The sequence below is a fragment of the Haematospirillum sp. H1815 genome (genome assembly GCF_012102705.1).
GTDB lineage: Bacteria > Pseudomonadota > Alphaproteobacteria > Rhodospirillales > Rhodospirillaceae > Haematospirillum.
This window is the reverse complement of the sequence record NZ_JAAVTA010000007.1, coordinates 84,022-108,479: the sequence shown is the minus strand read 5'-3', so window position 1 is coordinate 108,479 and position 24,458 is coordinate 84,022. Positions and strand designations below refer to the sequence as shown.

The following is a 24,458-nucleotide window of genomic DNA, read 5'->3' as shown; positions in this document are numbered from 1 at the left end:
ATGGGGTCGGGTTTCTTGGTAACGTCGGGTGGGAAATGGATATCAAGATTTCAGCTGTAGAAGCGCTTGATCTGTGGCGCGGCGCGATTGTCGAGAGTGTTCGGCGGGAGGCACCGGACTTGTCTGCCCGCCAGATGGCCCTGTTGCTGACGGTTTATCTGACGCCTCCTCCTCATACCGTACGGGGGCTTGCGGCAGAACTGAATGTTTCCAAGCCCGCCATTACCAGGGCTGTGGATCGGCTTGCTGACTATGGCTTGCTCAAGCGCAAGATGGACGACCATGACCGCCGCAGCGTTCTTATTTTGCGTACGGTCAAGGGGTCGGTGTTTCTAAGTGAGTTCGGCGATATTATCGGCGCTGCGGCGACGGAAGCAGAAGGGCTTAATGCTTGATCACCCTGCATTTCTGCCGTTGATTCTCTACAGACAGTGTGTCAGGTCGCGTAGACAGAGTGGACAAGCTCTGTCAGGGTCACGCCGATCTTGTCCCCTTCGGTAATCACCACCTCGCCACGGGCTACCAGTATGCCGTTGGCATAAATTTCCACCGGCTCATCGGTCTTCTGATCCAGCTCGACCACGGCACCGCGGCCCAGTTTCAGCAGCTGGTGCACCCGCAGCATCGACTTGCCCAGCATAACCGAAATCTCTACCTGCACTGTAAATGCAGCGTCATTGGTAATCGGGCGCAGACCGCCCACGGTCTGCAGCGTCGGGTCATCTTTCAGGCGAAACTGCTCGGTCATCCGGTTTTCCGCAGCCAAGGTGAGCAGACATGCCCGTCAATACCGGTACCGGTTGACAGGGCCTGCCATACAATCCAGCACAGTATGCGAGTATCGCCCGCGAAAGTTAAGACTCTCCTATAATATTGTCAGGTTCCGGAAAATGGATGTCGTTTTTTCCGTATTCAGGTGTCTGATCGAGGAAAGCAGCCGCCAGAAGGGTTTGCGTATAGGGGTGCTGTGGATCTTTCAGCACAGTACTGGTTGTGCCGTATTCCACTGCCTGTCCGTTCTTCATGACCATAATGGTGTCTGCCAAGGCGCGAACGACCCGTAAATCATGGCTTATGAACAGGCAGGAAAGGTGATGGCGTTGCTGGAGATTACGCAGAAGGGCGATAATCTGTGCCTGGATAGAGACGTCCAGGGCGCTGGTGGGTTCATCCAGAACCAGAAGTCTGGGTTTGAGTACCAAGGCACGCGCAATGCCGATCCTTTGACGTTGCCCGCCGGAAAATTCATGGGGGTAACGGTCTGCATGGTCCGGTGTCAGGCCAACCTCGTCCAGGATGACCTGAATGGCGGCCTCACAATCCTGTTTGTTGCCGGGGCAGTGAATATCAAGACCTTCGCCTATGATATCGCGTACGGTCATGCGAGGGCTGAGTGATCCCCATGGATCCTGAAACACGATTTGCATCGAGCGTCGGAACGGACGCAGGGTTTTCTCTGGTAGTCCATCCAGTGCATGACCCAGGAAGACGATGCGCCCCTGCGCCTTGACCAGCCGTAGTATGGCCATGGCCAATGTTGTTTTCCCCGATCCGGACTCACCGACAATCCCCAGGGTCTGTCCCTGACGCAGGGTCAGGGAAACATCATTGACGACTGGGTTCCAGTACCGGGCCAAGCCAAAAAGACCGCGCCGTACCGGAAAGCGGACCTGTATGTTCTGTACGTCCAGGACAACCGGTGCATCTGGAGCAACTGGATCTTTGTGTCCGGATGGGCCAGAGGATAAAAGATGGCGGGTGAAGGGGTGCTGTGGACTGGAGAACAGATCTGGTGTTGGACGTTCCTCGACCAGTTGGCCATCCTTCATGACGCAAGCCCGATCGGCAATCCGCCGCACAATTCCCAGATCATGCGTGATAAACAGGATCGCCATTCCCATCTGCTTCTGCATGTCTTTCAGAAGAGACAGGATCTGCGCCTGAATTGTGACATCCAGTGCTGTGGTGGGTTCATCGGCGATCAGAAGATCCGGTGTATTGGCCAGTGCCATGGCGATCATGACTCTTTGGCGCTGTCCCCCTGACAGTTCGTGCGGAAAAGCCCGCAGACGTGATGCCGGGTTTGGCAGTCCCACCATGTCCAGCAGTTCGATAACCCGAGACCGGAGTGCATTCCGCTTTATGGTCTGGTGGGTATGCAGGGACTCGGCAATCTGGCGTCCGATGGTATGCAGCGGATTCAGGCTGTTCATCGGTTCCTGGAAAACCATGCCGACCCGGTTGCCGCGGATCGCGCGTAGCCTTGCGTCGTTTGCTGCGGCAAGATCCTGTCCCTTGAGGTGGATTGACCCGGAGCGGATCCGGACACCCGGTGGCAGGAGATTCAGGACCGACAAGGCGGTCATAGACTTTCCGCACCCGGATTCCCCGACCAGGGCCAGGGTCTCGCCGTGTGCGATGTCCAGTGATAGTCCCCTGACGAGGTCAACAGGGTTGTCCCGTCCGTGCGTACAAATATGGAGATCCCGTATGGACAGGACCGGCTGTCTGTCTGGATGGGTATTCTGCAGCGTGCTCATGCTTCACCCCGTCCGGGATTCCGGCGTGGATCAAGGGCATCGCGAACGCCTTCCCCGACAAACACCAGCATGGTCAGACAGCCAGCCAGGGTGATAAAGCCGCTGATGCCAACCCAAGGGGCATCCAGGCTCTCTTTTCCCTGCTTCAGCAGCGCTCCGAGAGAGGCTGATGTCGAGGGAAGCCCGTAACCAATCAGATCCAGTGCGGCAAGTGTCACAATACTGCCGGCCAGAAGGAACGGAGCCATGGTCAGGGATGCTGTCAGGGCGTTGGGCAGGATGTGACGCCATAGAATACGGGTATTGCCGGCTCCAAGGGCGCGCGCTGCACGCACGTAGTCCTGTGCCCGCACTTTCAGAACCTCGGCCCGGACCAGACCGACCAGACTGGTCCAGGAAAACAGGGCCAGAGCCAGAAGGATGCTCCAGAATGAGGGAGCAATCAGGCTTGCCAGGATAATCAGGATGAACAGTTGCGGAAGCCCGCTCCATATTTCCAGGGCGCGCTGGCCGAAAAGATCAATGTGACCGCCATAGAAACCCTGCAGGGCTCCGATCATAATGGCGATGCCAACCGACAGGGTGGTCAGGGTCAGGCTGAAAAGCATGGAGCTGCGGAAACCGTACAGTATCTGGGCCAGAATATCCTGCCCCTGCCCATCGGTACCCAGTGGGTGAAGTCCGTTGGGGGGGACCGGTGGGGGTTCATGCGTACGGGTGTCTATGGTGTTGTAGGAAAAACGCAGGGGAGGCCACAGGGCAAACCCTTTGGCATCGATCAGGGCCCCGACCTCCGGGTCGTGATAGTCCGTGTAGGTGGGAAAGAAACCACCAAATGTTGTTTCAGGGTAATCGGCGATAACCGGTACGTAGAGCTTGCCGTCGTAAACAATCAGCAGCGGACGGTCATTGGCCAGGAATTCGGCACACAGACTGAGCAGAAACAGGATGCCCAGAATGCGCAGGCTCCACAGGCTGCGCCGTTGTGCCCGGAAGGCGTCCCGTCGTTTTTGCCAGGGTGTTTGATGGGTGGTGCTCATGGGGCAGACTCGAATGTAATTCGTGGGTCAACCAAGTGCAGGGCGATGTCGCTGGCCAGATTCATGACAAGGCCGATCAGGCCAAAAATATACAGGGTGCCAAAAACAACCGGGTAGTCGCGCCGGACAACAGCTTCAAACCCGAGAAGACCAAGGCCATTGAGCGAGAAAATGCTCTCGATCAGGATACTCCCGGTCAGGAACATGGCAATCAGCGTGGCCGGGAAACCAGCGATCACAATCAGCATGGCATTGCGGAAGACATGCCCGTACAGAACACGCCGTTCAGTCAAGCCCTTGGCCCGGGCTGTGATGACGTACTGCTTGCTGATTTCTTCCAGAAAAGAGTTGCGGGTCAGAAGAGTCAGACTGGCAAAGCCGCCCATAACCATGGCCGTGACCGGCAGGGTCATATGCCACAGCCAGTCCAGTACCTGCCCTGCCCATGACAATGTATGAAAGTCATCCGAAGCGAGCCCCCGCATTGGGAACCAGTCCAGAAAGCGGCCGCCGGCCAGAAAGATAATAAACAGGATAGCAAACATGAATGATGGAACGGCATAACCGACAACGACAATCCAGCTGCTGATACCATCAAGGCGGCTACCGCTGCGAATGGCTTTCAGGATGCCCAGGGGAATGGAGATGATATAGATGATCAGGGTCGACAGCACCCCAAGGGAAATCGAAACCGGAAGAGCATCGATCACCATCTCGGTGACCGGTTTGGACTGATAAAAGCTCTCACCCAGCTCGAAACGGGCATAGTCAGCCAGCATCATCAGGTAGCGTTCGTGGAGCGGGCGGTCAAAGCCGAATTGCTTGCGGATGTGTTCAATGTGTTCATCGTCCAGCCCCTGTTTCCCGCGGTACAGGGTTGTTTCTCCCGCCCCGGATTCAGAGGCCAGGCCACCGGTTGCTTCGGTCATCATCAGCAGCGTCTGCTCGACCGGCCCCCCGGGTGCGGTCTGGATGACAAAGAAGTTGACCGTCATGATTCCCAGCAGGGTCAGTGGTATAAGCAGCAGACGGCGCAGAACATAGGATCCCATGGTGCTTGGCTCCGTCAGGGGGATTGCGGGACGTACCAGAAAATATCCGGGTCGGTGACGGGGTGCAGGACATTTATCTCGGGTGTCCGGATCTGCCGGGTGGCTACATAACGCGTTTCATCGCTGTACCATTGTGGGATACACAGGAAGCTCCAGCGCAGAATCCGGTCCAGGGCCCGGCTTGCGGTTACAAGCTCGGCGCGGGTATCGGCCTGTACTATTTTCTCGATCATGGCATCGACGGCCGGATTCCTTATTCCTGCCAAGTTGCGTCCTCCAGGATTGTCCACTCCGTGACTGCCAAAAAAATCATGTTGTTCGTTGCCAGGTGACAGGCTCTGGAACCAGGCATCAATAATCATGTCGTAATCATATTGGTTTCGTCTGGTCAGGTGTTGTGCAGGGTCGATGGTGCGCATGGTGGCATGGATGCCCAGCCGTGACAGGTTCTGGAGCAGGGGGCGCGTTACCCTCTCCCAGGCGGGATGGTGAAGGAGAATTTCAAAGGTCAGCGGTTGTCCGGTTTCGCGGGATACCATAACGTTGTTATGCACCCCGTACCCGGCCTCGTCCAGCAGGGTCAGGGCCCGCTTCAGATTGGCGCGCAGCCCACCCGGGGTGTCTGTGCGGGGAGGTTCCCAGACTGGTCCAAAGACACGTTCCGGAATCTGGTTCCGCCAGGGTTCCAGTAGAACTCGTTCTTCCGGACCCGGCTCCCCTGTTGCTTCCAGGTCGGAGTTCCCAAAGTAGCTTCGGGTCCGTTTGTACAGTCCGAAAGACAGGTTGGCGTTGGTCCATTCGAAATCAAAGGCCTGGATCAGGGCTTCGCGTACCCTGGGATCAGCAAATGGTGGGCGCCGTGTGTTGAAGACGAAACCTTGCATACCGGATGGGCTATGGTTCTTGATAGCAATCCGGGTCAGTTGGCTGTCTGCTTTCCCGGTTTCCGGATAGTCCCGCGCCCATTCCCGAGCACTGCGAATAATACGGATATCAACTTTTCCAGCCTTCAGGGCTTCCTTGGCAACCGTGTCATCCTGATAAATATCCACCCGGATTGTATCAAAGTTATAGTGGCCGCGCAGTGCCGGGACATTGTTCCCCCACCAGTTCTCAACACGCTCCCACACAATGCGTCGCCCGCTCTCAACCGAGGCAATGCGATAGGGCCCGTTCCCGAGCGGAATGCGCAGGCTGCTGCGTTCAAAGTCGTGCCCCTCCCAGTCTGCCCTGGAGAAGACGGGAAGTTGCCCCAGAATCAGGGGAAGCTCGCGGTTCTTTGTGCCATCAAAGGTGAACAGGACACGCCTTGGTCCGGTCGCTTCCACACGTGTTATGTTGCCCCAGTAGGAACGATACAAGGGCCTTCCCTTCTCGCGCAGGGTATTGAAGCTGAAGACCACGTCATCGGCCAGAACGGGTGTCCCATCGTGAAACGTGGCTTGTGGCCGCAGGTTGAAGGCAACCCAGCTGCGATTGTCGGGAAGTTCGATGCTTTCTGCCAGATATCCGTATTCAGTAAAGGGTTCATCCTTGCTCTGGACCATAAGGGATGCGTAGAGATAGCTGCTTCCAAGCGGTGCAAGCCCCGGTGCGGCTATTCCTTTCATGATGAAGGGGTTCAGGCTGTTGAAGGCATAGGAATGGGTCATGCGCAGGATGCCGCCTTTTGGCGCATCCGGGTTGACGTAGTCAAAATGCCGGAAATGTTCCGGATACCTGGGATCCCCGTGCATGGCAAGAGCATGTGTCGGGGAGGCCTTTCGGGCGCTTGTGTGCTCTGTGGCACCGGATGGTGCGGCAATCCCGGTAACAAGGGCAAGCAGGAGCAGGCATGAACAGATAGCTGCGTACATCAGGGTTTCACTGCTGAATCGGGGTTGTTGGAGCAAGCTGTTGATGACCATAACCCGCGGCCTTTCTGATCGCGGCAGGCTGTGCTGGATCCAGCCTCGTCCTGATGACTGTCAAGCTGCGGCGGTGGTGCCGTGGGATCTGGTTTCTCGGTCAGTACAATCGACAGAGGCGGGTGTGCCCGGGTCCCTGTCAGCAGGGAGGCACTATCTGTGTCCAAGACTATTGGTTCCAGCTCACTGTTGCTGTCCAGCACGGGGATTATTCCCGTGAAGAGTGCCGCGATTAAAGCTCCGGCAATCATACCGCCAAATCCTGCAACAATTGAGGCGTGGGTTATGTCCACCTGTTTCTTCTGAACATGGGTGGATGTGAAGGCGGATTGGTATCCCAGATCTTCAGGTCGGACGAGAATATCGCCGCGTTGTGCCGCAGCATGCAACGCTTTGTCACACAGCTGGTTGACGCGTCCGGGTAGCCCCTGACTGTCCACAACCAGGATGCCCAGGGCTTCGGGAGAAAAAGGGCGTGCCGGTGGATGATCCGGCAAGACAGCCAGGTTCAGGTGGTGGTCAATATAGGCAATGGTTTCTCCTGCATTCATGGGCTGCAGGCTGAGAAAGTGTGTCGGGAGTGAGGACAGTGCGCGGAAGAGGGGGTGGGTCAATCGTGGAAGGAGGTCATCCGCACCACACAAAACAACTCTCAGGATGGGGCCTCCTTCCCGGTGCATAGCCAGAAGGCTGTGCAGAAACAGCAAGGCACGGGATGGCAGATAATGGGCATCGTCAATAATGACCAAGCACGGTGTCCGGCCAGGACGTCGGCCGAGCAGAAGCCTTATAATCATGTCATGTTCTTCGCCTTCGCCTTCCGGGTGTACACCGTGTGACAGGGCGCCCAGAAGGAGGCGTTCCAGGCTTTTGCTGTTGTTGTCGCCGGGAATGGTTATGCAGAGGGCCGAGAGGGGTGAGGGTATTTCACGCAGCAGCTTGGCACACAGTGTGCTTTTGCCGATACCTTCCGGCCCTGTCAGGGTCAGGAGCCTGTCCCCGTCATGCAAGCGGGCCTGCAGATGTTCCAGTGTCGCTACAGACGATCGCAAGGGAAACCACCGCTGTGGATCCGGGAACAGAGGAAAGGGAGATCCGGACAGGCCAAACCGGTGCATGAGGCTCATGCTGCCCTGCTTTGTCTTTTGACATGGCAGCGTAAAACCGCGATAACCCTTCTCGCGTGTATCACGCGTCCGGGCTGTCGGGTTTGTCCCTGAACTGTGGCAAGAGACCGGGCTGGCATCAGTGTTTTGTCCATGTTCGGCTTGTATTATATTGATACAGTGGCAGGTTTCGCATGTTGTGGAAAGATCTTGTGAAGGCATTGTTACATCCGGCCCGGATGCCTGTTGTCCTAGCTTTCTTTTTTCTCCTGATCTTGCTGCTTTCGGCGCGTTATTTCTGGTTGCAGGATGGGGCCATGTCCCACGCTTGTGCTCTTGGCGCCGTGTCATTCCAGTGTTCCCTGCGGTCCAGTCTGGGCATCCTGATGTACACCAAGGTGCTGGGTATCGTGTCGATCCCGGCGGCCGGGTTGGCGCTCTGGTTCCGGCGTCCTGTTGTCATGGTTCCTGCTTTGGCACTGACTCTGATGGCGCTGGTGTTTTACAATGCGGACTATGGTGCGGTGGCGGCAACCATCATGGTTGTTGCTGTTGCGCGTTCCCCTTGTTGTGTGTCCGTCGCTACCAAGCCTCAGGGTGAGGGAGCAAGCCATTCAGGCCAGGATCTCGATGGCTCTGCAATGGCGGTAAGGCCTGTTGTTTCCGACAGGTCTTCGCGCTAACAGTTTTATTGCTCCAGCAGCTCACTCTTTGATAGCATTCCTGCCCTGGGTATCATGACTGTCGGGGGCTTAAGGGCATGTTATACGGGTTTGAAGCCCTTGCTCCCTATGTGGCTCTTGGCTTCCTGGTGGTTCTGCTTGCAGCCTTTGTGTGGGAGAAATGGCCGCCCGACGTTGTTGCTGTTGCGGCTGTTGCTTTGCTCTTGATCCTTGATTTGCTGAACATCAAGGAAGTTTTTTCCGTTTTTTCCAACAGTGCTCCGGCAACTATTGCGGCCATGTTTATCCTGTCCGGTGCCCTTGTACGTACCGGTGCTATTGAAGCCTTTGGCGGTGTTATCCATCGTATTGCCCGTTCGCGACCAACCGTAGCAATCAGCCTGTTGATGGGAGGTACGATGTTGATGTCGGCCTTCGTCAACAACACGCCGGTTGTGATTGTTATGATTCCGGTTGTGATCGGTTTGGCGGTTTCTCTTCAGCAGTCGCCGTCAAAGTTTCTGATTCCCTTGTCCTACGCCACGATCATGGGCGGCACCTGTACCATGATCGGAACATCAACCAACCTGCTGGTGGATGGTGTGGCCCAGGGGCTTGGGATGGAGCCATTCGGGATCTTCGAGATCAGTGGTGCCGGTGTCCTGATGGCCATTGCCGGTATGATTTATGTTGTTCTGGTCGCTCCCCGTCTTCTTCCTGACCGGCAGAGCCTTAGTACGCTTGTTGGTAACCGGTCCGGTCCGCGCTTCATTACCGAGGTTGTTGTTCCCTATGACTCCCCGCTGATCGGTAGTCTTGCTGTTGAGGTCAATCTGTTTCGTCGTGCGGATGGACGCCTGATTGATGTGGTTCGTGGTGAGGAATCTCTGCGTCGGGACCTTGATCGCGTGGTTCTTGAGGCGGGAGATCGCGTGATCCTGAAAACGCGGGCTGGTGAGGTCATATCCCTGCGCGAGGACAGTAAGGTTGAGTTTCCCGGTGCGCATGCGCTTGAGCCCCTGATTGCGCGTCAGGCAACCATTGCAGAGGGACTGGTTGGGCCGGGGTCGCCAATGGCGGGGCATCCTGTTGGCAATCTGCGTCTTCGTCGGCGTTATGGGGTTTATCCCCTGGCTGTTCATCGTGCCGGGGAAAATGTATCCCGGGATCTTGATTCTGTTGTTCTTCAGGTTGGTGACACAGTCCTGATGGAAGGGTCTGCCGAGGATCTGGAGCGTTTGTCCACTGATCAGGGGCTGATTAACCTGTCTGAACCCAAGGACCGTCCTTTCCGCAGGACCAAGGCGCCTTTTGTTGTCCTCATCATGTTGGCTGTCATTGCGCTGTCTGCGCTTGGTGTGGCAGAGATTTCAGCTTTGGCCCTTATTGCGGTGGCTCTTGTTCTTTTGACGCGCTGTGTTGATGTGGATGAAGCCTACCAAGCGGTAGACTGGCGCATACTGGTTCTTATTTTCGGGATGCTGGCTGTTGGTCTGACGTTGGAGAAGACAGGAGCCATAAAGGTGGTTGTTGGCGCAATGGCACCTTATTTACATGGGCATTCGCCATGGATCTTGCTGATTGTTATATACGTCATTGTATCACTCATGACCGAGATTATCACCAACAATGCGGTGGCTGTTCTGATGACACCGATTGCCTATAATCTGGGTGTTGAGCTCGGCATTGACCCACGGCCCCTTGTCGTTGCCGTGATGTTCGGGGCATCCGCAAGCTTTGCAACGCCGATCGGTTATCAGACCAACACCATGGTTTATACGGCAGGCGGTTATCGTTTTACCGATTTTCTGAAGATCGGTGCCCCGTTGAACGCGATTATTGGCTTGGTCTCGGTTCTGATCATTCCCTTCTTCTGGCCCTTCTAACCCGGGATTCAGATTCCCGGGTTCTTGGTCTCAGTCATTGGGGTTTTGTGCCATGGGGGTGATCCCCAGTCGGGTCAACAGGTCATTGTCCCGTGCGGTTGGGCTATTTTCCGTTGTCAGTAATTCTTCGCCGTAGAAAATGGAGTTGGCACCAGCCATGAAGGTAAGAGCCTGTGTGCTGTCATCCATGGCATGGCGGCCTGCCGAGAGGCGAACAACCGAACGTGGCATCAGGATACGTGCAACGGCGATGGTGCGGACAAACTCCAGAGGGTCGACATTCCCCCCTTTTCCTTCTTCAGCCAAGGCAGTTCCCTTGATTTCAACCAGCATGTTGATGGGCACGCTGTTGGGGTGTGTTTCCAGCGTTGCCAGCGTATGCAGCATGCCGGCCCGATCAGCCCGGCTTTCTCCAAGACCGACAATCCCACCGGAGCAAACCCGTATACCGGCTTCCCGCACGGCCTTCAGCGTATCAAGACGATTCTCGTAGGTACGGGACGAAATGATGCTTTTGTAGTATTCGGGTGAAGTATCGACGTTATGATTATAGTAGTCCAGACCTGCCTCGGCCAACGCATTGGCCAGTTCCGGTTTCAGCATGCCAAGGGTCATGCAGGTCTGCAGACCTTCTTCTTTTACCGCGCCAATCATCTCGACAATGGTTGGAAGATCCCGTTCACGAAGCTGGCGCCAGGCTGCCCCCATGCACAGGCGTGTTGCGCCGTTCTCGCGGGCCTTGCGGGCTGCGGTACGAACCTCCTCAACTCCCATCAAGGGTTCAACCTTCAGCTTGGCTTTGGCCGTTCTTGACTGGGAGCAGTACTTGCAGTCCTCGGGGCAGGCCCCGGTCTTTATGTTGACAAGGGTCGATCGCTGGATCGTATTGGGATCAAACCAGCTGCGATGTACGCTCTGCGCCAAGCTGACCAGATCAATGAACGGCATGTCAAACAGGGTTCCAACATCGTGTCGTGTCCAGTCTGTTCTGGGTATGCTCCAGTCCCGTCCCTGAAACTGTGCCGGCAAGGATGGCATTGGCAGAGGGATTGGTGTAACGGTCATGACAAAATGCTCCGGACCCGGATAATTGGCTGCAAGCCTGTATCACACCAATTTTCTGTCGGCAACCCGGCCGTTTTGTCGTGTGTCTGCGTCAGGCCTACGGAATAACGGGAATGGGCGTGGCGTTATTTTTCCTTTTCCGGGGCGTGAAACTTGTTTACCAAGCATGGTCTGTCTTTCTGTCTTCCGGGTGCAAGAATCATGGGGCGTGGTCGCGTTCTGGCGGGGTTGGTTATTGCTGTTCTGGTTCTTGCCGGTGTGCTTGTCCGCCCCGGTATACCGGTTGATGTTCCGGATTCCTCCATGAGCCGGGTTCCGTGCGTTTCCTACGCCCCGTTCCGCGATGGCGAGAGTCCGTTCGACCAGATGTTCCATGTGACCCGGGAACGTCTGGCCGAAGATCTGGCCCATCTTAAGTCCTTGACCTCTTGTGTGCGCACCTATGCATCATCCAATGGCTTGGATCAGCTGGCTGCCGAGGCTGAGAAGCTGGGTATGCATGTTCTTCTCGGGATCTGGATTGGGGGTAGCCCGGTTGATAACCGGAGCGAGATCGAGCGGGCTGTGACCATAGCCAATGCGCATCCGCAAACGGTTCGGGCTGTGATTGTTGGCAATGAAGTCCTGTTACGGCGCGAGCAGGCTCCTGAAGGGATGGTCGCGTTTCTCCGCGAGGTGCGGTCCCGTGTGTCCCAGCCTGTGACCTATGCCGATGTGTGGGAGTTTTGGACCAGGCATGCGGCGGTTCTGAAAAACGAAGTTGATTTTGTGACGGTGCACATTCTGCCGTACTGGGAGGATGAGCCGGCTGATATTGATACCGCCCTGCGGCATGTGCGCGATGTCCGTGAGTCCGTGGGACGTCTTTTTACTGGCCAAGATATCTTGATTGGCGAAACAGGGTGGCCAACCCGTGGAAGGCAGCGGGAGGGTGCCGAGCCCGGCCTTGTTAATGCCACGCGCTTTATTCGTGGCGTTCTGGATATGGCAGACAGTAATGGCTGGCGTGTCAACCTGATCGAGGCCTTTGACCAGATGTGGAAGCGGGACCAGGAAGGAACAGTCGGTGGGTACTGGGGGCTTCAGCAGACCGGAGGAAAACCGAAAATTCTGCTGAAGGGACCGGTTGTTGAGGATCCGGATTGGCTGCGGTGGGTTTTGGTGGCCCTGGGCAGCGGTGTTTTTATTTTCGTGGCCATTATTATTGTTAGTAAACGTATCGATCGTGTCGGGTTTGCCATCTCTGTTGTCGGGGCCCTGGCTGCGGGGGGAGTTATTGCCCTTCTGGCTCGTCATTCTGCGCTGTCCAGCCGCTCTTGGCTGGAGTGGGGAGTGAATGGGGGCGTTGGTTTGCTGGCCGTTGTTTCTGCCGTTGCTTTCCTGTCTGTTTTGCAGAGCAAGGACCTCAGACTGGATGTATGGCATGGTCTCTTGTACCGGATGACCTTGGCTGTTGCCGCCACCAGCGCTTTTGGTCTTGCATTTGGGGGACGCTATCGGGACTTTCCGGCCAGTATGGTTCTGATTGTGGCTGTGGCATTGGTGCTGCTGTGGATTCGTGACACCCGTGCCTTGTTTGCACTGCCCGGGAAGCCAGAAGACGTCTGGTTGGCCGGGACAACCGTCCCTGCCGTCTTGTTTGCGTGCTCCGTTGAGACATGGCGTAATGATGATGCTCTTGTATGGGGAGCAACGGTTATTGCCTTGGTTTCTCCGGCGATTTTCCGGGCTGTTTATTGCCATAAACCCTCATTTTACAGGCCTTCCGGGGCTGCCGGTCTGGTAGACAGGGCCGGTTGACAGTTTTTTCTGCTTGATCGCTCCTGTTGTTGCCGGGCGTTGTGAAGTACCATTCAGTGTGTCACGGCCCCTGTCGGAGGATCTCCGGTTTGGACCATCTCTTTCGTTGCAGCGTGACTTTGCTGCCGGTTTTGTGGGGTTTACCGCCTGCGTTTTCTTCGTCGGCGGAAGGGACCCTTCCAGTCCGTACTGATGCCTTCTTTTTTGTCCCTGCTTCCACTCGTGTCTTGCCCCGTACTTTCTGGACGGGGCTTTTTTGTTGGCATTGCTCCGGCACGAGGACACTGCCTGTCTCCCTTTTCTCTTTCAGGAGAGGTTCTGCCTATGGCCAAGCGCACCCATCGTTCTGCACAGGTCGAAAACTCCCGTGTTCGGGCTTTGATGCCCGAGGCTATGGTTTGGGATCCGTTGGGTGGTACCGCTCCGTCTTGTGGGCGTGATGTGGATGATCAGCGCCGTGACAGAAGTTATATCCGTCGGATTCGCCCCCACAGCGAGAATCAGTCGCTTCTTATGGATGCTGTTGAGACCCGGAATCTTGTTCTTGCACTGGGGCCGGCCGGAACGGGAAAAACATATATTGCGGTTTCAAAAGCCGTTGAAGCATTGGAGAGTGGTTCGGTCGGTCGTATTATTTTATCCCGCCCGGCTGTAGAGGCCGGTGAAAGTCTCGGGTTTCTGCCTGGCGCCATGGAAGACAAGCTGGCGCCCTATCTGCGCCCGCTTTACGATGCCCTCAACGATCGTCTTGGCGCGAAGAAGCTGCGGCAAATGCTGGCAGATGGCACGATAGAAATTGCGCCGGTTGCCTACATGCGGGGGCGCACCCTGAATAACTCCTTTATCGTTATTGATGAGGCGCAAAACTGCACCTACGGCCAGATCAAGATGATGCTGACCCGTCTGGGCTGGAACTCAACCATGGTTCTGACCGGCGATCCGGATCAGACGGATCTTCTTCCGGGCCTTTCAGGGCTGCGAGATATTGCCTCCAGGTTGGAAAGCCTTGAAGATGTATCGGTTATCAGGTTACGCGAATCCGATATTGTAAGACATCCATTGGTAGCCTCCATGCTGACGGTGATATAATCCAGGGGAGTTATTGGCGCGGTCAATAATGACTAATGGCTGTGCCAAAACCCCCTAAAAAAACCAGGAGAAGATTTTCCACAAGATATTAAACGCATAGATATTTGCTCTTGGCTGGACATTATACTTTCCAGTTGTCAGTGCCCCGGAAATTTCATATCTCCTGAACAGAGTCACATTATGCTGCGCGGTGTCCGGATCGCTTAATCAGGGGGCGAAAACCATGACAAAAGAGCAGGCCCACATTCTTCTGGTCGAAGATGATCCGGCGACACAGGCACTCCTGTCTGCGTTTCTGCGAGAGGCAGGGTATTCTGTAAGTGGTGCATCCACGGCCGAGGCCATGCGTCAGGCCATGGCCAGGGCAACGGTGGACTTGATCCTCCTTGACCTGAATTTACCGGATGGCGATGGTATCCAGCTTGCCCACTCTGTGCGCAAACAGTCACGGGTTCCGATCATTATGGTGACAGCGAGGGCCCAGCCGCGGGATCGCATTACGGGGCTGGAGCTGGGCGCAGATGACTACGTGACCAAGCCCTTCCACCCCAGGGAGCTGGTGGCCCGTGTTCGTAACGTCCTTGGTCGTTTGAACGGGAACAAGGAAGCTCCCGGCGGTGTTGTGTACAAGTTTGCTGGTTGGGAAATGGATCTTCTGTGGCGCAAGCTGACCAGTCCGGACGGTGACCCGATTTCAATGACAGCGACGGAATTTGATTTGCTCGCCGTTCTGGTTGCCCGGGCCGGTCAGCCACTGACACGAGATCAGCTTTTGGAAGCGACAGGGGCCCCCGGCCGTGAGGTCAACGATCGCTCGATTGATACCTTGATCAGCCGCATCCGTCGTAAACTGGGTGATGCCCGTGGCGGCCAGAGGATGGTCGAGACCTGCCACGGACACGGTTATCGCTTTGCTGTTGACGTTCAGGCCGGTTGATGCCGGCCCGCGCTTTTTAGCCCGCAATCATGCCCTTGATAGCGTCCAAGCTCGGGACATTCCGGCTTGGACCCAGCACGGCCAGCGTTGGTTCTGATGCAAAGATCAGGGCAGCGGCATCACGGACAGCAGTGGCATCGACGGCCTCGACCATGGAAACCAGTTCATCCGTATCCACGATCCGCCCATGTGTGAACAACTGTCGAGCCGCCGTTTCTGCGCGGTTTGAGCTGCTTTCCAGCCCCATCAGGAGTCCGGCCTTGATTTGGGCCCGTGCCCTCATCAGTTCATCGTTCTGCGCGATTGTATCGACAATTTTCCGGAGTTCCGTACACAGGACAGGCACCAGTTCGGCAGCTTCGTCATCACCGGTGCCGGCATAGATGCTGAACAGCCCGCCATCGGTTGTTGAATTGGTGTAGCTGTAGATGGAGTAAACCAGTCCCCGTTTTTCACGAATTTCCTGGAACAGCCGGGAAGACATGCCTCCGCCCAGAAGTGTCGAGAGCACAGCGGTGGCGTAGAAGTGCGGATGGTCATACGCCACGCCATCAAAGCCGAGCACAAGGTGCACCTGCTCCAGATTCTTGTCCTGCCGGCTTTCTCCACCTTTATAGAGCGCCTTTTCGGGGGTAACAGACGGGAAAGTCGGCAGGCTTGTGAAGGTTTTTTCGACCAGATGGACAAAAGAATCATGATCAATGTGACCGGCCGCAGCAATAACAGTCGAGTGTGTCGAATAGGTACTGCTCATGTACCTCCTCAGTGTTTCGCGATCGATGCTGCGTACTGTCTCGGGCGTTCCCAGTACAGCCCGTCCCATGGCCTGATCCGGGTATGCTGTTGCCTGGAAGTGGTCAAAAACAATATCGTCCGGGGTGTCCTCGGCCTGATTGATTTCCTGCACAATGACGGACTGTTCCCGCTTCAGCTCTTCCGGGTCGAAAACAGAATGTTGCAGGATGTCGGCGATGATATCGGTGGCCAGTGCGACGTCGTCCTTCAGGACCTTGGCGTAATAGGCTGTATTCTCGCGTGAGGTCCACGCATTGAGAATACCACCGACATCTTCGATCTCTTCGGCAATAGCGCGGGCGGAACGGCGGGCCGTCCCCTTGAATGCCATATGTTCCAGCAGGTGGGAAATGCCGTTCAGGGGGGCCGGCTCATGACGTGCCCCGGCATCCACCCAAGCCCCTAGGGTGACGGTCTGTACGGTGTCCATCCGGTCGGTCAATACCCGCAGGCCGCTGGGCAAGGTCGTGATGGTGACGGTCATGGAAACTCCGGGAACAAGAGGGTTTGTGTGGTGTTGTCAGGCATGGATGCGCGACCGCGCCGCGCGTACATAGGCCTCTACGGCATCGGTCTGACGGCTTATCCGCTCCATGCGTTCGGGCCGCTGGAGCAAGTCTTTCAGGTGATGGGGCAGGACTGGTTCTACACCGCAGGCTGATCTTACAGCATCAGGGAATTTGGCTGGGTGGGCCGTGCCAAGGCAAACAACCGGGGTGCCGCCGTGCGTGCGCGATGCTTTCTGTCCAGCGGCAACGCCAATCGCGGTATGTGGGTCAAGGAGCTCTCCGGTCAGGGTGTGGATGCTGCGCATAACCCCCATGGTTTCCTTATCATCAAGGCGTGTGGCCTCAAACAGTGCCCGTACCCGTTCAACGGTATGGGATGGGGGCGAGCATGCGCCTTGTTCGCGGAACTGTTGCATCAACGTTCTGACCGTACCGGCGTCGCGGTCGCAGAGATCAAACAGGAGCCGTTCCAGGTTTGATGAAATCTGGATATCCATCGAGGGGCTTATGGTCGGGACAACACCCTGAATGGAGAGGACGCCGGTGTCGACAAAGCGGGTCAGGATATCATTGCGGTTTGAGCCAATAACAAGCCGTTCGATTGGTAGGCCCATACGTTGGGCAACGTAACCGGCAAAGACGTTGCCAAAATTCCCGGTCGGTACGCTGAAGACAACCGCTCTGTCCGGTGCTGCCAATCGCAGGGCAGCCCAGAAATAATAGACCACCTGCGCCATGATTCGTGCCCAGTTGATGGAGTTCACGGCAGCCAGGCCAACGTCTTGACGGAAGGAAGGCGAAGCAAACAAGGCTTTCACAATATCCTGACAGTCATCGAACGTACCATCGACAGCCAGGCAGTGAACATTGCGGCTTGTTACGGTCGTCATCTGGCAGCGCTGGACGTCAGAAACACGACCATCCGGGAACAGGATGAAGATCTCGATGCTGTCCCGGTCCCGGCATGCCTCTATGGCGGCGGATCCTGTATCACCCGATGTCGCGCCAACGACGGTGATGGTTTGTCCACGCTTGCCCAGAACGGTGTCAAACAGGTGCCCCAGCATTTGCAGGGCATGATCCTTGAATGCAAGCGTTGGCCCGTGGAACAATTCCAGGAGCCACAGATCGGTATCCAGCTGTTTCAGTGGAGCAATGGCTTGATGAGTGAATGGTGCGTATGCGGCACGGACCAAGGGACGCAGATCCGCTTCAGTCAGGCTGCCTGTGGTGAAGAGCGACAGAATGTGAACCGCGAGATCCTCCCACGACAGGCCGCGCATGGCGCGGATGTCGGTCGGGGATAGGGTGGGCCACGTTTCCGGTACATAAAGCCCTCCATCTTCGGCAAGGCCGGACAGCAGAACGTCGTCAAATCCAAGGACCGGAGCTTGGCCCCGTGTACTGACATATTTCACCGGATTGTCTCCACACTGGTGTACCGGATGCAGGGGGGCAGAGACTAGCGCCGGATGGGCCTGTCGGCAATGGGGCAGAGAGGGGGATCGAGTGTTTACTGATTTATATGGGGCCTCCAGTCGGAATGATAATATTCTTGTCGCCCTATCAGTAATCGAATCGGGACATTTGCATGTATATGCTGTGCTCAAGGTCTATTTCATAAGTTCATGGTTCTATCGAGGTGAGTGGCCAATCTGAATAAAAATCCATGTTTATGTGGATATTTTACGCTCTTCTATGTTAATTATGGCTGTATCTTCTTTCGAAAGAAGATCTTACTGGAGGCTTTTATCCAGCCTTCTATGGATCCTTGGGTCTAATTGTATATTGGCTTGACCTTCCTCTTTTGTGCCTTGTTGGCGCACTGGGATCCGTATCAAACGTCCGGCTTGGTCGGTCATGGCGTCGGTGCCTTTTGGTACCGTGTAGGGGTTTCTGTCCCTGCATTCGTCTTTACGCAGAAATGACAACTGAACAAGAGGAATACGGTGTATGCGGCACGAAAAGATTGACCTGACAGACCGTGATGACCAGATCACGGAGACTGTCGAATCAATCCCTGATCCAGAGGGTGAAACAGAAATTATCGAGACAGATTATACGGTGGGGCAGGATAATATAGCCCGCCAATGGACCCTTGAATTTGATTTCCACCATATTGTATTCACGGTATCGGCTTTGTCCGTTGTGTTTTTTACCTTCATTACTCTGGCTCTTCAGAATGACATAGAGCCTGTTTTCGTTGCAATACGAGATGCGATGACGTCCCGTCTTGGGCCGTTCTTCCTGTTTTCGGGCAATATTCTGGTTGTGCTCTGCCTGGTGCTTGTTGTGTCTCCGCTTGGGAAGGTGCGGCTGGGAGGGCCGGACGCAACGCCGGATTATGGCTATATCGGCTGGTTTGCCATGCTCTTTGCTGCGGGTATGGGCGTTGGCCTGATTTTCTTTGGTGTTGCCGAACCGATGACACACTTCTCGGCGTCCTTGGCTGGTGTCGGGCTGGAAGATGGTGGAGCAAGAATTGATACCGCCCCGTTGGGCGGGGCCTCTGGAGATGAGGCCTTGGCGCGGTCCTTGGCCATGGCGGCGACAATTTTCCACTGGGGTCTGCACCCATGGTCCATTTATGCTGTTGCTGCACTGGCGCTGGCCCTGTTTTCCTATAACAAGGGGCTTCCCCTGACACTGCGTTCTATTTTCTATCCCCTGATTGGAGAGAGAGTTTGGGGGTGGCCAGGGCATCTTGTCGATATTCTGGCTATTTTCTCGACGGTCTCCGGGTTGGCCGTGACTTTGGGTGTCGGGGCACAGCAAATCGCGGCCGGTCTTGATTTTCTCATGGGTGTTGGAACATCCAATGTGATGCTTGTCCTGCTGGTTATTGCCATTACCATGATTTCTGTCTGGTCGATCGTCAAAGGGCTGGACGGGGGCATTCGCAGGGCATCCGAGTATAGTATGCTTCTGGCTGTTATCTTCATGCTGTTTATTGTCGTCGCCGGTCCAACGACGGATCTGATGTCGGGCTTTGTGCAGAACGTTTTGGCATATGGGCAGTATATTCTGCCCCTGTCCGTTCCGTTCGGGCGTGAGGATACCGGGTTTGTCGCATCCTGGACGGCTCCATACTGGGCATGGTGGATCAGCTGGTCGCCTTTTGTAGGAATGTTTATTGCCCGGATCAGCCGTGGCCGCACAGTGCGGGAGTTCCTGGTTGCGGTTCTGCTTATTCCGACCCTGCTGTCCGTTCTCTGGATGACGGCTCTGGGAGATACAGCCATAGCCCAGGTGGTGCACAACGACTTTACAGGGGCGCAGGATGCGGTGCTTGAAATCAAGCTGTTTGAAATGCTTGGTCAGTTGCCCCTGTCTGGTCTGGCTTCTGCGGTTGGTGTTGTCCTGATCATCCTGTTTTTCATTACATCGTCAGATTCCGGAAGTTTGGTGGTTGATACGATCGCTGCCGGTGGTAAGGTCAACGCACCGATTGTTCAAAGAGTCTTCTGGGCGTTGTTTAGCGGACTAGTTGCTATTGCCTTGTCTTTGGGCGGGGGCTTGGCTGCCTTGCAAGCCATGGTCCTGTGCACGGGGTTGCCGTTTGCTTTTGTCTTGATGGTGGCCTGTTACTCTATTGTACTGGGTCTGGTGAATGAGCGTAGGGTCGGTGCTTCGCAAGGTGATTGACCGGCTGGGGACTGCTTTTCCCCTGTGCAGGAGGTGTTGTTCCAGTGGTCTCTGCCCGGGATTATGATTGCAGTGCAGATCATACCGGCATTGCCGTTGTGGTTGGTGCATCGGGAACTATCGGTCATGCTGTGTCCGGACACTTGTCAGCCACGGGGGTTTTTGAGTCTGTCATTGAGCTTTCGCGCTCCGGTCCTGATTCCCTTGATCTGTTGTCTGAAGACAGTATTGCGCATTCTGCTGAACAGATTGCCAAGTCAGGGAAGGCATTGCGCTTGATATTTGATGCCACCGGATTTCTGCACGGTGATGGAGTCAATCCAGAGAAAACGTGGCGCGATCTGAAGCCGATGGCTATGGCGCATGCCTTTGCCATCAACGCCATCGGTCCGGCTCTTTTGATGAAGCATTTTCTACCGCGTTTGCCCCGACGCGGTCGTTCCGTTTTTGCAACCTTGTCAGCCAAGGTTGGCAGTATCGGCGACAACAAGCTGGGGGGATGGTACAGCTATCGTGCGTCCAAGGCGGCGCTGAACCAGCTGGTCAGAACTGCTTCGATCGAGTTGGCGCGAACGCATCCTGATGCCATATGTGTTGCCCTCCACCCGGGAACTGTTGCCAGCCGTCTGTCTGATCCTTTCCGCAAGGACGGACTGGATGTTGTTTCCCCGGACGAGGCTGCGGCCCGTCTTGTCAACGTCGTCTCTTCACTGAATGCATCAGATTCGGGGCAGTTCTTGGATTATCGTGGTTGTCCCTTGCCGTGGTAGGTTGTTGTGCGCATGGACCGCCAAGACAGGGCCTCGGCAATGTGAACCGCCCTTACCGGGCCGCCGCCATCAAGGTCGGCCAAGGTTCTTGATACTCTGAGAATACGGTTCCAGCCTCGTGCTGACAGGTGCAGTTGGTTCGCGGCTTTTTCCAGCAGGGCGCGGCCAGCATCATCCGGTTGCGCAACGGATTCCAGAATTCGGCCATCGGCTTGTGCGTTTGTGCGAATGTGCTGGTCCGGGCATAGGCTCCTGTACCGTTTCTCCTGCAAGGTCCGGGCCGCGGCAACACGTTCTGCAACACAGGCTGACGTTTCCCCTTCTGGTGTTCGTGCCAGATCTGCGGGGGGTACGGACGGAACATCGACGTGTAGGTCAATGCGGTCCATCAGGGGGCCAGACAACTTGTTCCGATAATCGTCTCCACAGCGTGGTGCTTTCGAGCAGGCCATGGATGGTTCTGTCAAGTAGCCGCAGCGGCATGGGTTCATGGCAGAAACAAGCTGTACACGGGCGGGGTAGGACACGTGGTTGTTGGCCCGGCTTATAACAGCGTGCCCGGTTTCCAGGGGTTGGCGCAGGGCTTCCAGTGTTGCGCGTGGAAATTCAGGGAGTTCATCCAGAAACAGGATACCATTGTGCGCGAGGCTGATGTCACCGGGACGTGCCCGCAATCCCCCTCCAATCAGGGCAGCCACACTGGCAGAATGGTGGGGATCGCGATACGGGCGTGTGGTTATCAAGGCACCTTCTGGCAGAGTGCCGGCAATGGAGTGAATCATGCTGACTTCTAGGGCCTCCTGTGCAGACAAAGGAGGCAGTAATCCCGGCAGGCGTCGCGCCAACATGGATTTCCCGGAACCAGGTGGACCGCTCATCAGCAGGTTGTGCCCACCAGCGGCAGCGACTTCCAGAGCGCGGCGTGCGCTTTCCTGCCCCCTGACGTCGGCCATGTCATGTGGGTACGCAGTTTGTGTGGCAGATTTTGGTTCTGGTGGGGTCAGGATCACATCCCCGCGGAAATGGTTGATCAGCGCCAGCAGGGAAGGGGCGGCCAGAATATCCCGGCGTGCTCCGGCCCAGGCAGCCTCACCGCCTTGTGCTGCGGGGCAAATAAGCCCGCGTTCGGTACCACAGGCAAAGAAGGCTGCCGGCAGAACGCCGGAAACAGGCGCTACGGATCCATCCAGTCCCAGCTCGCCAAGCACAACGAAATGTTCCAAGTCTTCTAGGGGCAGGATTCCCATAGCAGTCAAAACCGCGCATGCAACAGGAAGATCGAAGTGGCTTCCTTCTTTTGTCATGTCTGCTGGAGCCAGATTGACAGTTATACGTTTGGGAGGCAGAGCCAATCCTATAGCCCCCAAGGCAGAACGCACCCGTTCCCGACTCTCGCCTACCGCTTTGTCGGGAAGTCCGACAATGGTGAAGGCGGGAAGGCCGCTGGCGATGGATACCTGCACTTCAATTGGAACTGTTTCGATGCCCTGGAAGGCTACCGTGTAAACGCGCGATATCATCTTGGGTTGATTATTTTCCGTGTAATGTCCTTCGGAGAATACAGAAACCCGGTCCTTGTGAAAGAAAAAAATGAACAGCGCCCGTCTTGTCAACGGGCGCTGCCTGAAATACATGACACGGTCATTCTGGCTTGGCCGTATCGCTTACATCTCCGAAGAGAACAGGCGGCCCCACCCCCAGAAAACCTTGGCCGTTATGGGCTTGCCTTTATGCGAATCTCAACCCGCCTGTTCCGGGCTTCTGATACGTCGCCGGCGGTCTGGATCATGGGCCGTTCCTCGCCATAAGCTTCCAGGATCATGGCTGATGGATTGACCCCCAAGTGGGACAGGGTATTGGCAACGCGCTCTGCCCGCTTCTGGGACAGTTCCATATTGCTATGTTCCTTGCCCGTGGCGTCGGTATGGCCTGCAATCATCAGGGTTGATGATTTGCGGGCTTTCCAAGTGGCTGCAACATCCTGAAGCACTTTCATGGCTTGTGCGTCCAGGTGTGTTGAGCTGGTGATAAAGTGAACTACGAATGCATCCTGTGCCTGTCGGGCCGGTTTCAAAGATGATCCCCTGCGCAGTTCAGCCATCGTGTCTTCAAACACTTTTCGACAGGCTGCGATATCATCTGGCTGATGCCCTTCTTCCTGTTCCTGCATCCAGCAATCAAAGCCCGCTGCCTGGGCTCGTGCAGCCTTCACCGGCATGGTATCACGTGCCCCTGCATCCAGGATGGCTATCAACGCGTTGCGTGCTGCCCGTAATTCATTAGCAGCTGCTGGTGTCAGGTCACGCTCTTCGATCGCCTGGGGAAGGATGTTTTCTCCTCTGGCTGCGGCTTCTGCCCGTCGCAGGAAGTAGGCTGTATCTGTCCAATCGTATTCTGCTTTTTCTGCTGCTGCCAGCTCGATATATTCGGTGTGGAGGACACGCGTAAAGGCATTCCCCTGTAGAGGAAGGGTTTTTGTCCCCTCCACATCCCACTGGTCTGCACACGCACCCAAGAGAGCAACAGCCGAAACCACCAACATCAACTTCTTGAACATTGTCCGGGATTCCTCATCGGCATTATGAAACACACCAGAGCATCAAGCCGCGCCATGGACAGTCACAAAGGTATTGACCCGTTTTTGTATTCTTGTTGCTCCAGCCCCCGGACTGATGTGCCAGCATGTAGACCGGAAAACGCAGCCGGGTATCGATTTCTACAGTATCGGTTTTCAAGCAATCACAACAGATCTTTCATAAGACAAGACTGTACGATTGTACTGGAGTTGCTAAAAAAAACGCGGCTTTTGCAGCCGCGTCTTTCTCAGCATAACCGGATGGGTTACTGAATAAGCTCGACGTCTTCTGCCATCGGGCCTTTCTTGCCCATGCGAATGTTCAAGCGAACCCGCTGCCCACTTTCCAGATTCTGCAGCCTGGAACGGCTCAGGGAGCCGATGCCAATGAATACATCCTTCCCACCGGAATCAGGGGTGACAAAGCCAAACCCTTTTTCTGCGCTGAAGAACTTGACGATGCCTTCGATTGTTTCCTCAGCTCCGTCGGAGTAGCCGCCATCGCCGCCGCCGTAACCGTCGTTGGACAGAACGGCGTTGGTCGTGTCAACTTTCAGGATCTGTGAGACTTGGGGACCCTTTGGTCCTTGTTCCAGGTCACAGACAATCTCGGCACCTTGATCGATGGCGCCAAGCCCGGCCCGCTGGAGAACAGAGATGTGAAGGAAGGCGTCCGATGAGCCATCCTGGGGCGCAACAAAGCCAAAGCCCTTGGATGCATTGAACCACTTGACAGTAGCCGTAATTCCCGACTGCAGCGGGTTGGACGGCCGGAAGGACCGGGTATTCATAGCGAACAGAAAACCTTTGAGAAGGGTAATAACCAAGGTAATAGATACCTTATTTTTCTTCTCTCTCCAAGCTTAATGAATCGGGAAACACATCTTTTTTTTTGCGTCGGGACATATTTGTGGGTGGGGTACGATGATAAAAAACAGAATAAGCGTAACCATACCAACATAAAAACATTGTGTATGGAATAATAATGGTTATTTCTATCAAATAATTACTCGATTACCCCGTATCTGTACTCTTCCCTGTAACGCGTCATGCGCCCTGTTTCCTTGTGCTGCCTGATCT

At 55.7% G+C, this 24,458-nt stretch carries 20 protein-coding genes; 8 read left to right on the top strand and 12 right to left on the bottom strand.

All coding sequences use genetic code 11. From position 1 onward, the window contains the following. The first annotated feature begins 35 nt into the window (after window positions 1-35). A complete protein-coding gene (locus HEQ60_RS07375; RefSeq protein WP_066132937.1) occupies window positions 36-395 on the top strand; it encodes a MarR family winged helix-turn-helix transcriptional regulator in 360 nt (119 codons plus the stop codon). A gap of 41 nt (window positions 396-436) precedes the next feature. Here the strand turns inward: HEQ60_RS07375 and HEQ60_RS07370 are convergent, their stop codons facing one another. From HEQ60_RS07370 to HEQ60_RS07345, 6 genes are all read right to left on the bottom strand, one after another. Beyond that, a complete protein-coding gene (locus HEQ60_RS07370; RefSeq protein ID WP_066132936.1) occupies window positions 437-748 on the bottom strand; it encodes a FliM/FliN family flagellar motor switch protein in 312 nt (103 codons plus the stop codon). A 106-nt stretch (window positions 749-854) separates the two neighbouring features. Then, window positions 855-2,540, bottom strand: coding sequence for an ABC transporter ATP-binding protein (locus tag HEQ60_RS07365; protein ID WP_168071068.1), 1,686 nt, complete (start codon window positions 2,538-2,540; stop codon window positions 855-857). Continuing rightward, window positions 2,537-3,580, bottom strand: a complete 1,044-nt coding sequence (locus HEQ60_RS07360) for an ABC transporter permease (protein ID WP_168071065.1) — start codon at window positions 3,578-3,580, stop codon at window positions 2,537-2,539. Before HEQ60_RS07360 ends, HEQ60_RS07365 begins: the two co-directional genes overlap by 4 nt. After that, window positions 3,577-4,632, bottom strand: coding sequence for a microcin C ABC transporter permease YejB (gene yejB / locus HEQ60_RS07355; protein WP_168071063.1), 1,056 nt, complete (start codon window positions 4,630-4,632; stop codon window positions 3,577-3,579). The genes HEQ60_RS07360 and yejB overlap by 4 nt, the downstream gene beginning before the upstream one ends. Window positions 4,633-4,646: 14 nt before the next feature. Beyond that, entirely contained in the window at window positions 4,647-6,488 is a 1,842-nt protein-coding gene (locus tag HEQ60_RS07350) for an extracellular solute-binding protein (protein WP_168071061.1), read from the bottom strand. Continuing rightward, window positions 6,488-7,666, bottom strand: a complete 1,179-nt coding sequence (locus HEQ60_RS07345) for an ExeA family protein (protein ID WP_168071058.1) — start codon at window positions 7,664-7,666, stop codon at window positions 6,488-6,490. The genes HEQ60_RS07350 and HEQ60_RS07345 overlap by 1 nt, the downstream gene beginning before the upstream one ends. A 191-nt stretch (window positions 7,667-7,857) precedes the next feature. Between HEQ60_RS07345 and HEQ60_RS07340 the strand changes: the two genes are divergently transcribed. Next, entirely contained in the window at window positions 7,858-8,328 is a 471-nt protein-coding gene (locus tag HEQ60_RS07340) for a hypothetical protein (protein WP_168071055.1), read from the top strand. 77 nt (window positions 8,329-8,405) lie between these two features. Continuing rightward, on the top strand, window positions 8,406-10,193 hold the full coding sequence (locus HEQ60_RS07335) for an SLC13 family permease (protein ID WP_168071052.1): 1,788 nt from the start codon (window positions 8,406-8,408) through the stop codon (window positions 10,191-10,193). 30 nt (window positions 10,194-10,223) lie between these two features. On the opposite strand, the gene bioB is transcribed toward HEQ60_RS07335, so the two are convergent. Beyond that, window positions 10,224-11,258 (bottom strand): biotin synthase BioB, encoded by a 1,035-nt coding sequence (gene bioB / locus HEQ60_RS07330; protein WP_168071049.1) that lies wholly within the window; start codon window positions 11,256-11,258, stop codon window positions 10,224-10,226. Between the two features lie 201 nt (window positions 11,259-11,459). On the opposite strand from bioB, the gene HEQ60_RS07325 reads away from it, so the two are divergent. From HEQ60_RS07325 to HEQ60_RS07315, 3 genes are all read left to right on the top strand, one after another. After that, window positions 11,460-13,058 carry a beta (1-6) glucans synthase gene (locus HEQ60_RS07325; protein WP_168071046.1) on the top strand — a complete coding sequence of 533 codons (1,599 nt, stop codon included), beginning with the start codon at window positions 11,460-11,462 and terminating at the stop codon, window positions 13,056-13,058. 324 nt (window positions 13,059-13,382) lie between these two features. After that, the gene (locus HEQ60_RS07320) at window positions 13,383-14,147 is read left to right on the top strand and encodes a PhoH family protein (RefSeq protein ID WP_066132910.1); all 765 of its coding nucleotides are present in this window, start codon (window positions 13,383-13,385) and stop codon (window positions 14,145-14,147) included. Between the two features lie 223 nt (window positions 14,148-14,370). Next, window positions 14,371-15,084 (top strand): response regulator transcription factor, encoded by a 714-nt coding sequence (locus HEQ60_RS07315; protein WP_066132907.1) that lies wholly within the window; start codon window positions 14,371-14,373, stop codon window positions 15,082-15,084. Between the two features lie 16 nt (window positions 15,085-15,100). Here the strand turns inward: HEQ60_RS07315 and HEQ60_RS07310 are convergent, their stop codons facing one another. Together HEQ60_RS07310 and thrC are read right to left on the bottom strand one after the other, a co-directional pair. After that, the gene (locus HEQ60_RS07310) at window positions 15,101-16,363 is read right to left on the bottom strand and encodes a M16 family metallopeptidase (RefSeq protein WP_168071044.1); all 1,263 of its coding nucleotides are present in this window, start codon (window positions 16,361-16,363) and stop codon (window positions 15,101-15,103) included. 36 nt (window positions 16,364-16,399) lie between these two features. Continuing rightward, entirely contained in the window at window positions 16,400-17,806 is a 1,407-nt protein-coding gene (gene thrC / locus HEQ60_RS07305; RefSeq protein WP_168071041.1) for a threonine synthase, read from the bottom strand. Window positions 17,807-18,341: 535 nt separating this feature from the next. Here thrC and HEQ60_RS07300 point away from each other — a divergent pair. Both HEQ60_RS07300 and HEQ60_RS07295 read left to right on the top strand, forming a co-directional pair. Continuing rightward, window positions 18,342-20,033 (top strand): BCCT family transporter, encoded by a 1,692-nt coding sequence (locus tag HEQ60_RS07300; protein ID WP_168071038.1) that lies wholly within the window; start codon window positions 18,342-18,344, stop codon window positions 20,031-20,033. A 44-nt stretch (window positions 20,034-20,077) separates the two neighbouring features. After that, window positions 20,078-20,803 (top strand): SDR family NAD(P)-dependent oxidoreductase, encoded by a 726-nt coding sequence (locus HEQ60_RS07295; protein WP_168071035.1) that lies wholly within the window; start codon window positions 20,078-20,080, stop codon window positions 20,801-20,803. On the opposite strand, the gene HEQ60_RS07290 is transcribed toward HEQ60_RS07295, so the two are convergent. From HEQ60_RS07290 to HEQ60_RS07280, 3 genes are all read right to left on the bottom strand, one after another. Then, window positions 20,776-22,323, bottom strand: coding sequence for a YifB family Mg chelatase-like AAA ATPase (locus HEQ60_RS07290; RefSeq protein WP_168071033.1), 1,548 nt, complete (start codon window positions 22,321-22,323; stop codon window positions 20,776-20,778). The genes HEQ60_RS07295 and HEQ60_RS07290 overlap by 28 nt on opposite strands. 194 nt (window positions 22,324-22,517) lie before the next feature. Next, window positions 22,518-23,360: an OmpA family protein gene (locus HEQ60_RS07285; RefSeq protein WP_168071031.1), complete on the bottom strand. Its 843-nt coding sequence runs from the start codon at window positions 23,358-23,360 to the stop codon at window positions 22,518-22,520. Window positions 23,361-23,644: 284 nt separating this feature from the next. Then, window positions 23,645-24,169, bottom strand: coding sequence for a cold-shock protein (locus HEQ60_RS07280; protein WP_168071029.1), 525 nt, complete (start codon window positions 24,167-24,169; stop codon window positions 23,645-23,647). Window positions 24,170-24,458 lie beyond the last annotated feature (289 nt).

What these genes read in the sequence shown, in the direction of transcription:
- HEQ60_RS07375 (WP_066132937.1), top strand. Translation starts at nt 36, where the DNA reads ATGGATATCAAGATTTCAGCTGTAGAAGCGCTTGATCTGTGGCGCGGC.
- HEQ60_RS07370 (WP_066132936.1), bottom strand. Translation starts at nt 748, where the DNA reads ATGACCGAGCAGTTTCGCCTGAAAGATGACCCGACGCTGCAGACCGTG.
- HEQ60_RS07365 (WP_168071068.1), bottom strand. Translation starts at nt 2,540, where the DNA reads ATGAGCACGCTGCAGAATACCCATCCAGACAGACAGCCGGTCCTGTCC.
- HEQ60_RS07360 (WP_168071065.1), bottom strand. Translation starts at nt 3,580, where the DNA reads ATGAGCACCACCCATCAAACACCCTGGCAAAAACGACGGGACGCCTTC.
- yejB (WP_168071063.1), bottom strand. Translation starts at nt 4,632, where the DNA reads ATGGGATCCTATGTTCTGCGCCGTCTGCTGCTTATACCACTGACCCTG.
- HEQ60_RS07350 (WP_168071061.1), bottom strand. Translation starts at nt 6,488, where the DNA reads ATGTACGCAGCTATCTGTTCATGCCTGCTCCTGCTTGCCCTTGTTACC.
- HEQ60_RS07345 (WP_168071058.1), bottom strand. Translation starts at nt 7,666, where the DNA reads ATGAGCCTCATGCACCGGTTTGGCCTGTCCGGATCTCCCTTTCCTCTG.
- HEQ60_RS07335 (WP_168071052.1), top strand. Translation starts at nt 8,406, where the DNA reads ATGTTATACGGGTTTGAAGCCCTTGCTCCCTATGTGGCTCTTGGCTTC.
- bioB (WP_168071049.1), bottom strand. Translation starts at nt 11,258, where the DNA reads ATGACCGTTACACCAATCCCTCTGCCAATGCCATCCTTGCCGGCACAG.
- HEQ60_RS07325 (WP_168071046.1), top strand. Translation starts at nt 11,460, where the DNA reads ATGGGGCGTGGTCGCGTTCTGGCGGGGTTGGTTATTGCTGTTCTGGTT.
- HEQ60_RS07320 (WP_066132910.1), top strand. Translation starts at nt 13,383, where the DNA reads ATGGCCAAGCGCACCCATCGTTCTGCACAGGTCGAAAACTCCCGTGTT.
- HEQ60_RS07315 (WP_066132907.1), top strand. Translation starts at nt 14,371, where the DNA reads ATGACAAAAGAGCAGGCCCACATTCTTCTGGTCGAAGATGATCCGGCG.
- HEQ60_RS07310 (WP_168071044.1), bottom strand. Translation starts at nt 16,363, where the DNA reads ATGACCGTCACCATCACGACCTTGCCCAGCGGCCTGCGGGTATTGACC.
- HEQ60_RS07300 (WP_168071038.1), top strand. Translation starts at nt 18,342, where the DNA reads ATGCGGCACGAAAAGATTGACCTGACAGACCGTGATGACCAGATCACG.
- HEQ60_RS07290 (WP_168071033.1), bottom strand. Translation starts at nt 22,323, where the DNA reads ATGATATCGCGCGTTTACACGGTAGCCTTCCAGGGCATCGAAACAGTT.
- HEQ60_RS07285 (WP_168071031.1), bottom strand. Translation starts at nt 23,360, where the DNA reads ATGTTCAAGAAGTTGATGTTGGTGGTTTCGGCTGTTGCTCTCTTGGGT.
- HEQ60_RS07280 (WP_168071029.1), bottom strand. Translation starts at nt 24,169, where the DNA reads ATGAATACCCGGTCCTTCCGGCCGTCCAACCCGCTGCAGTCGGGAATT.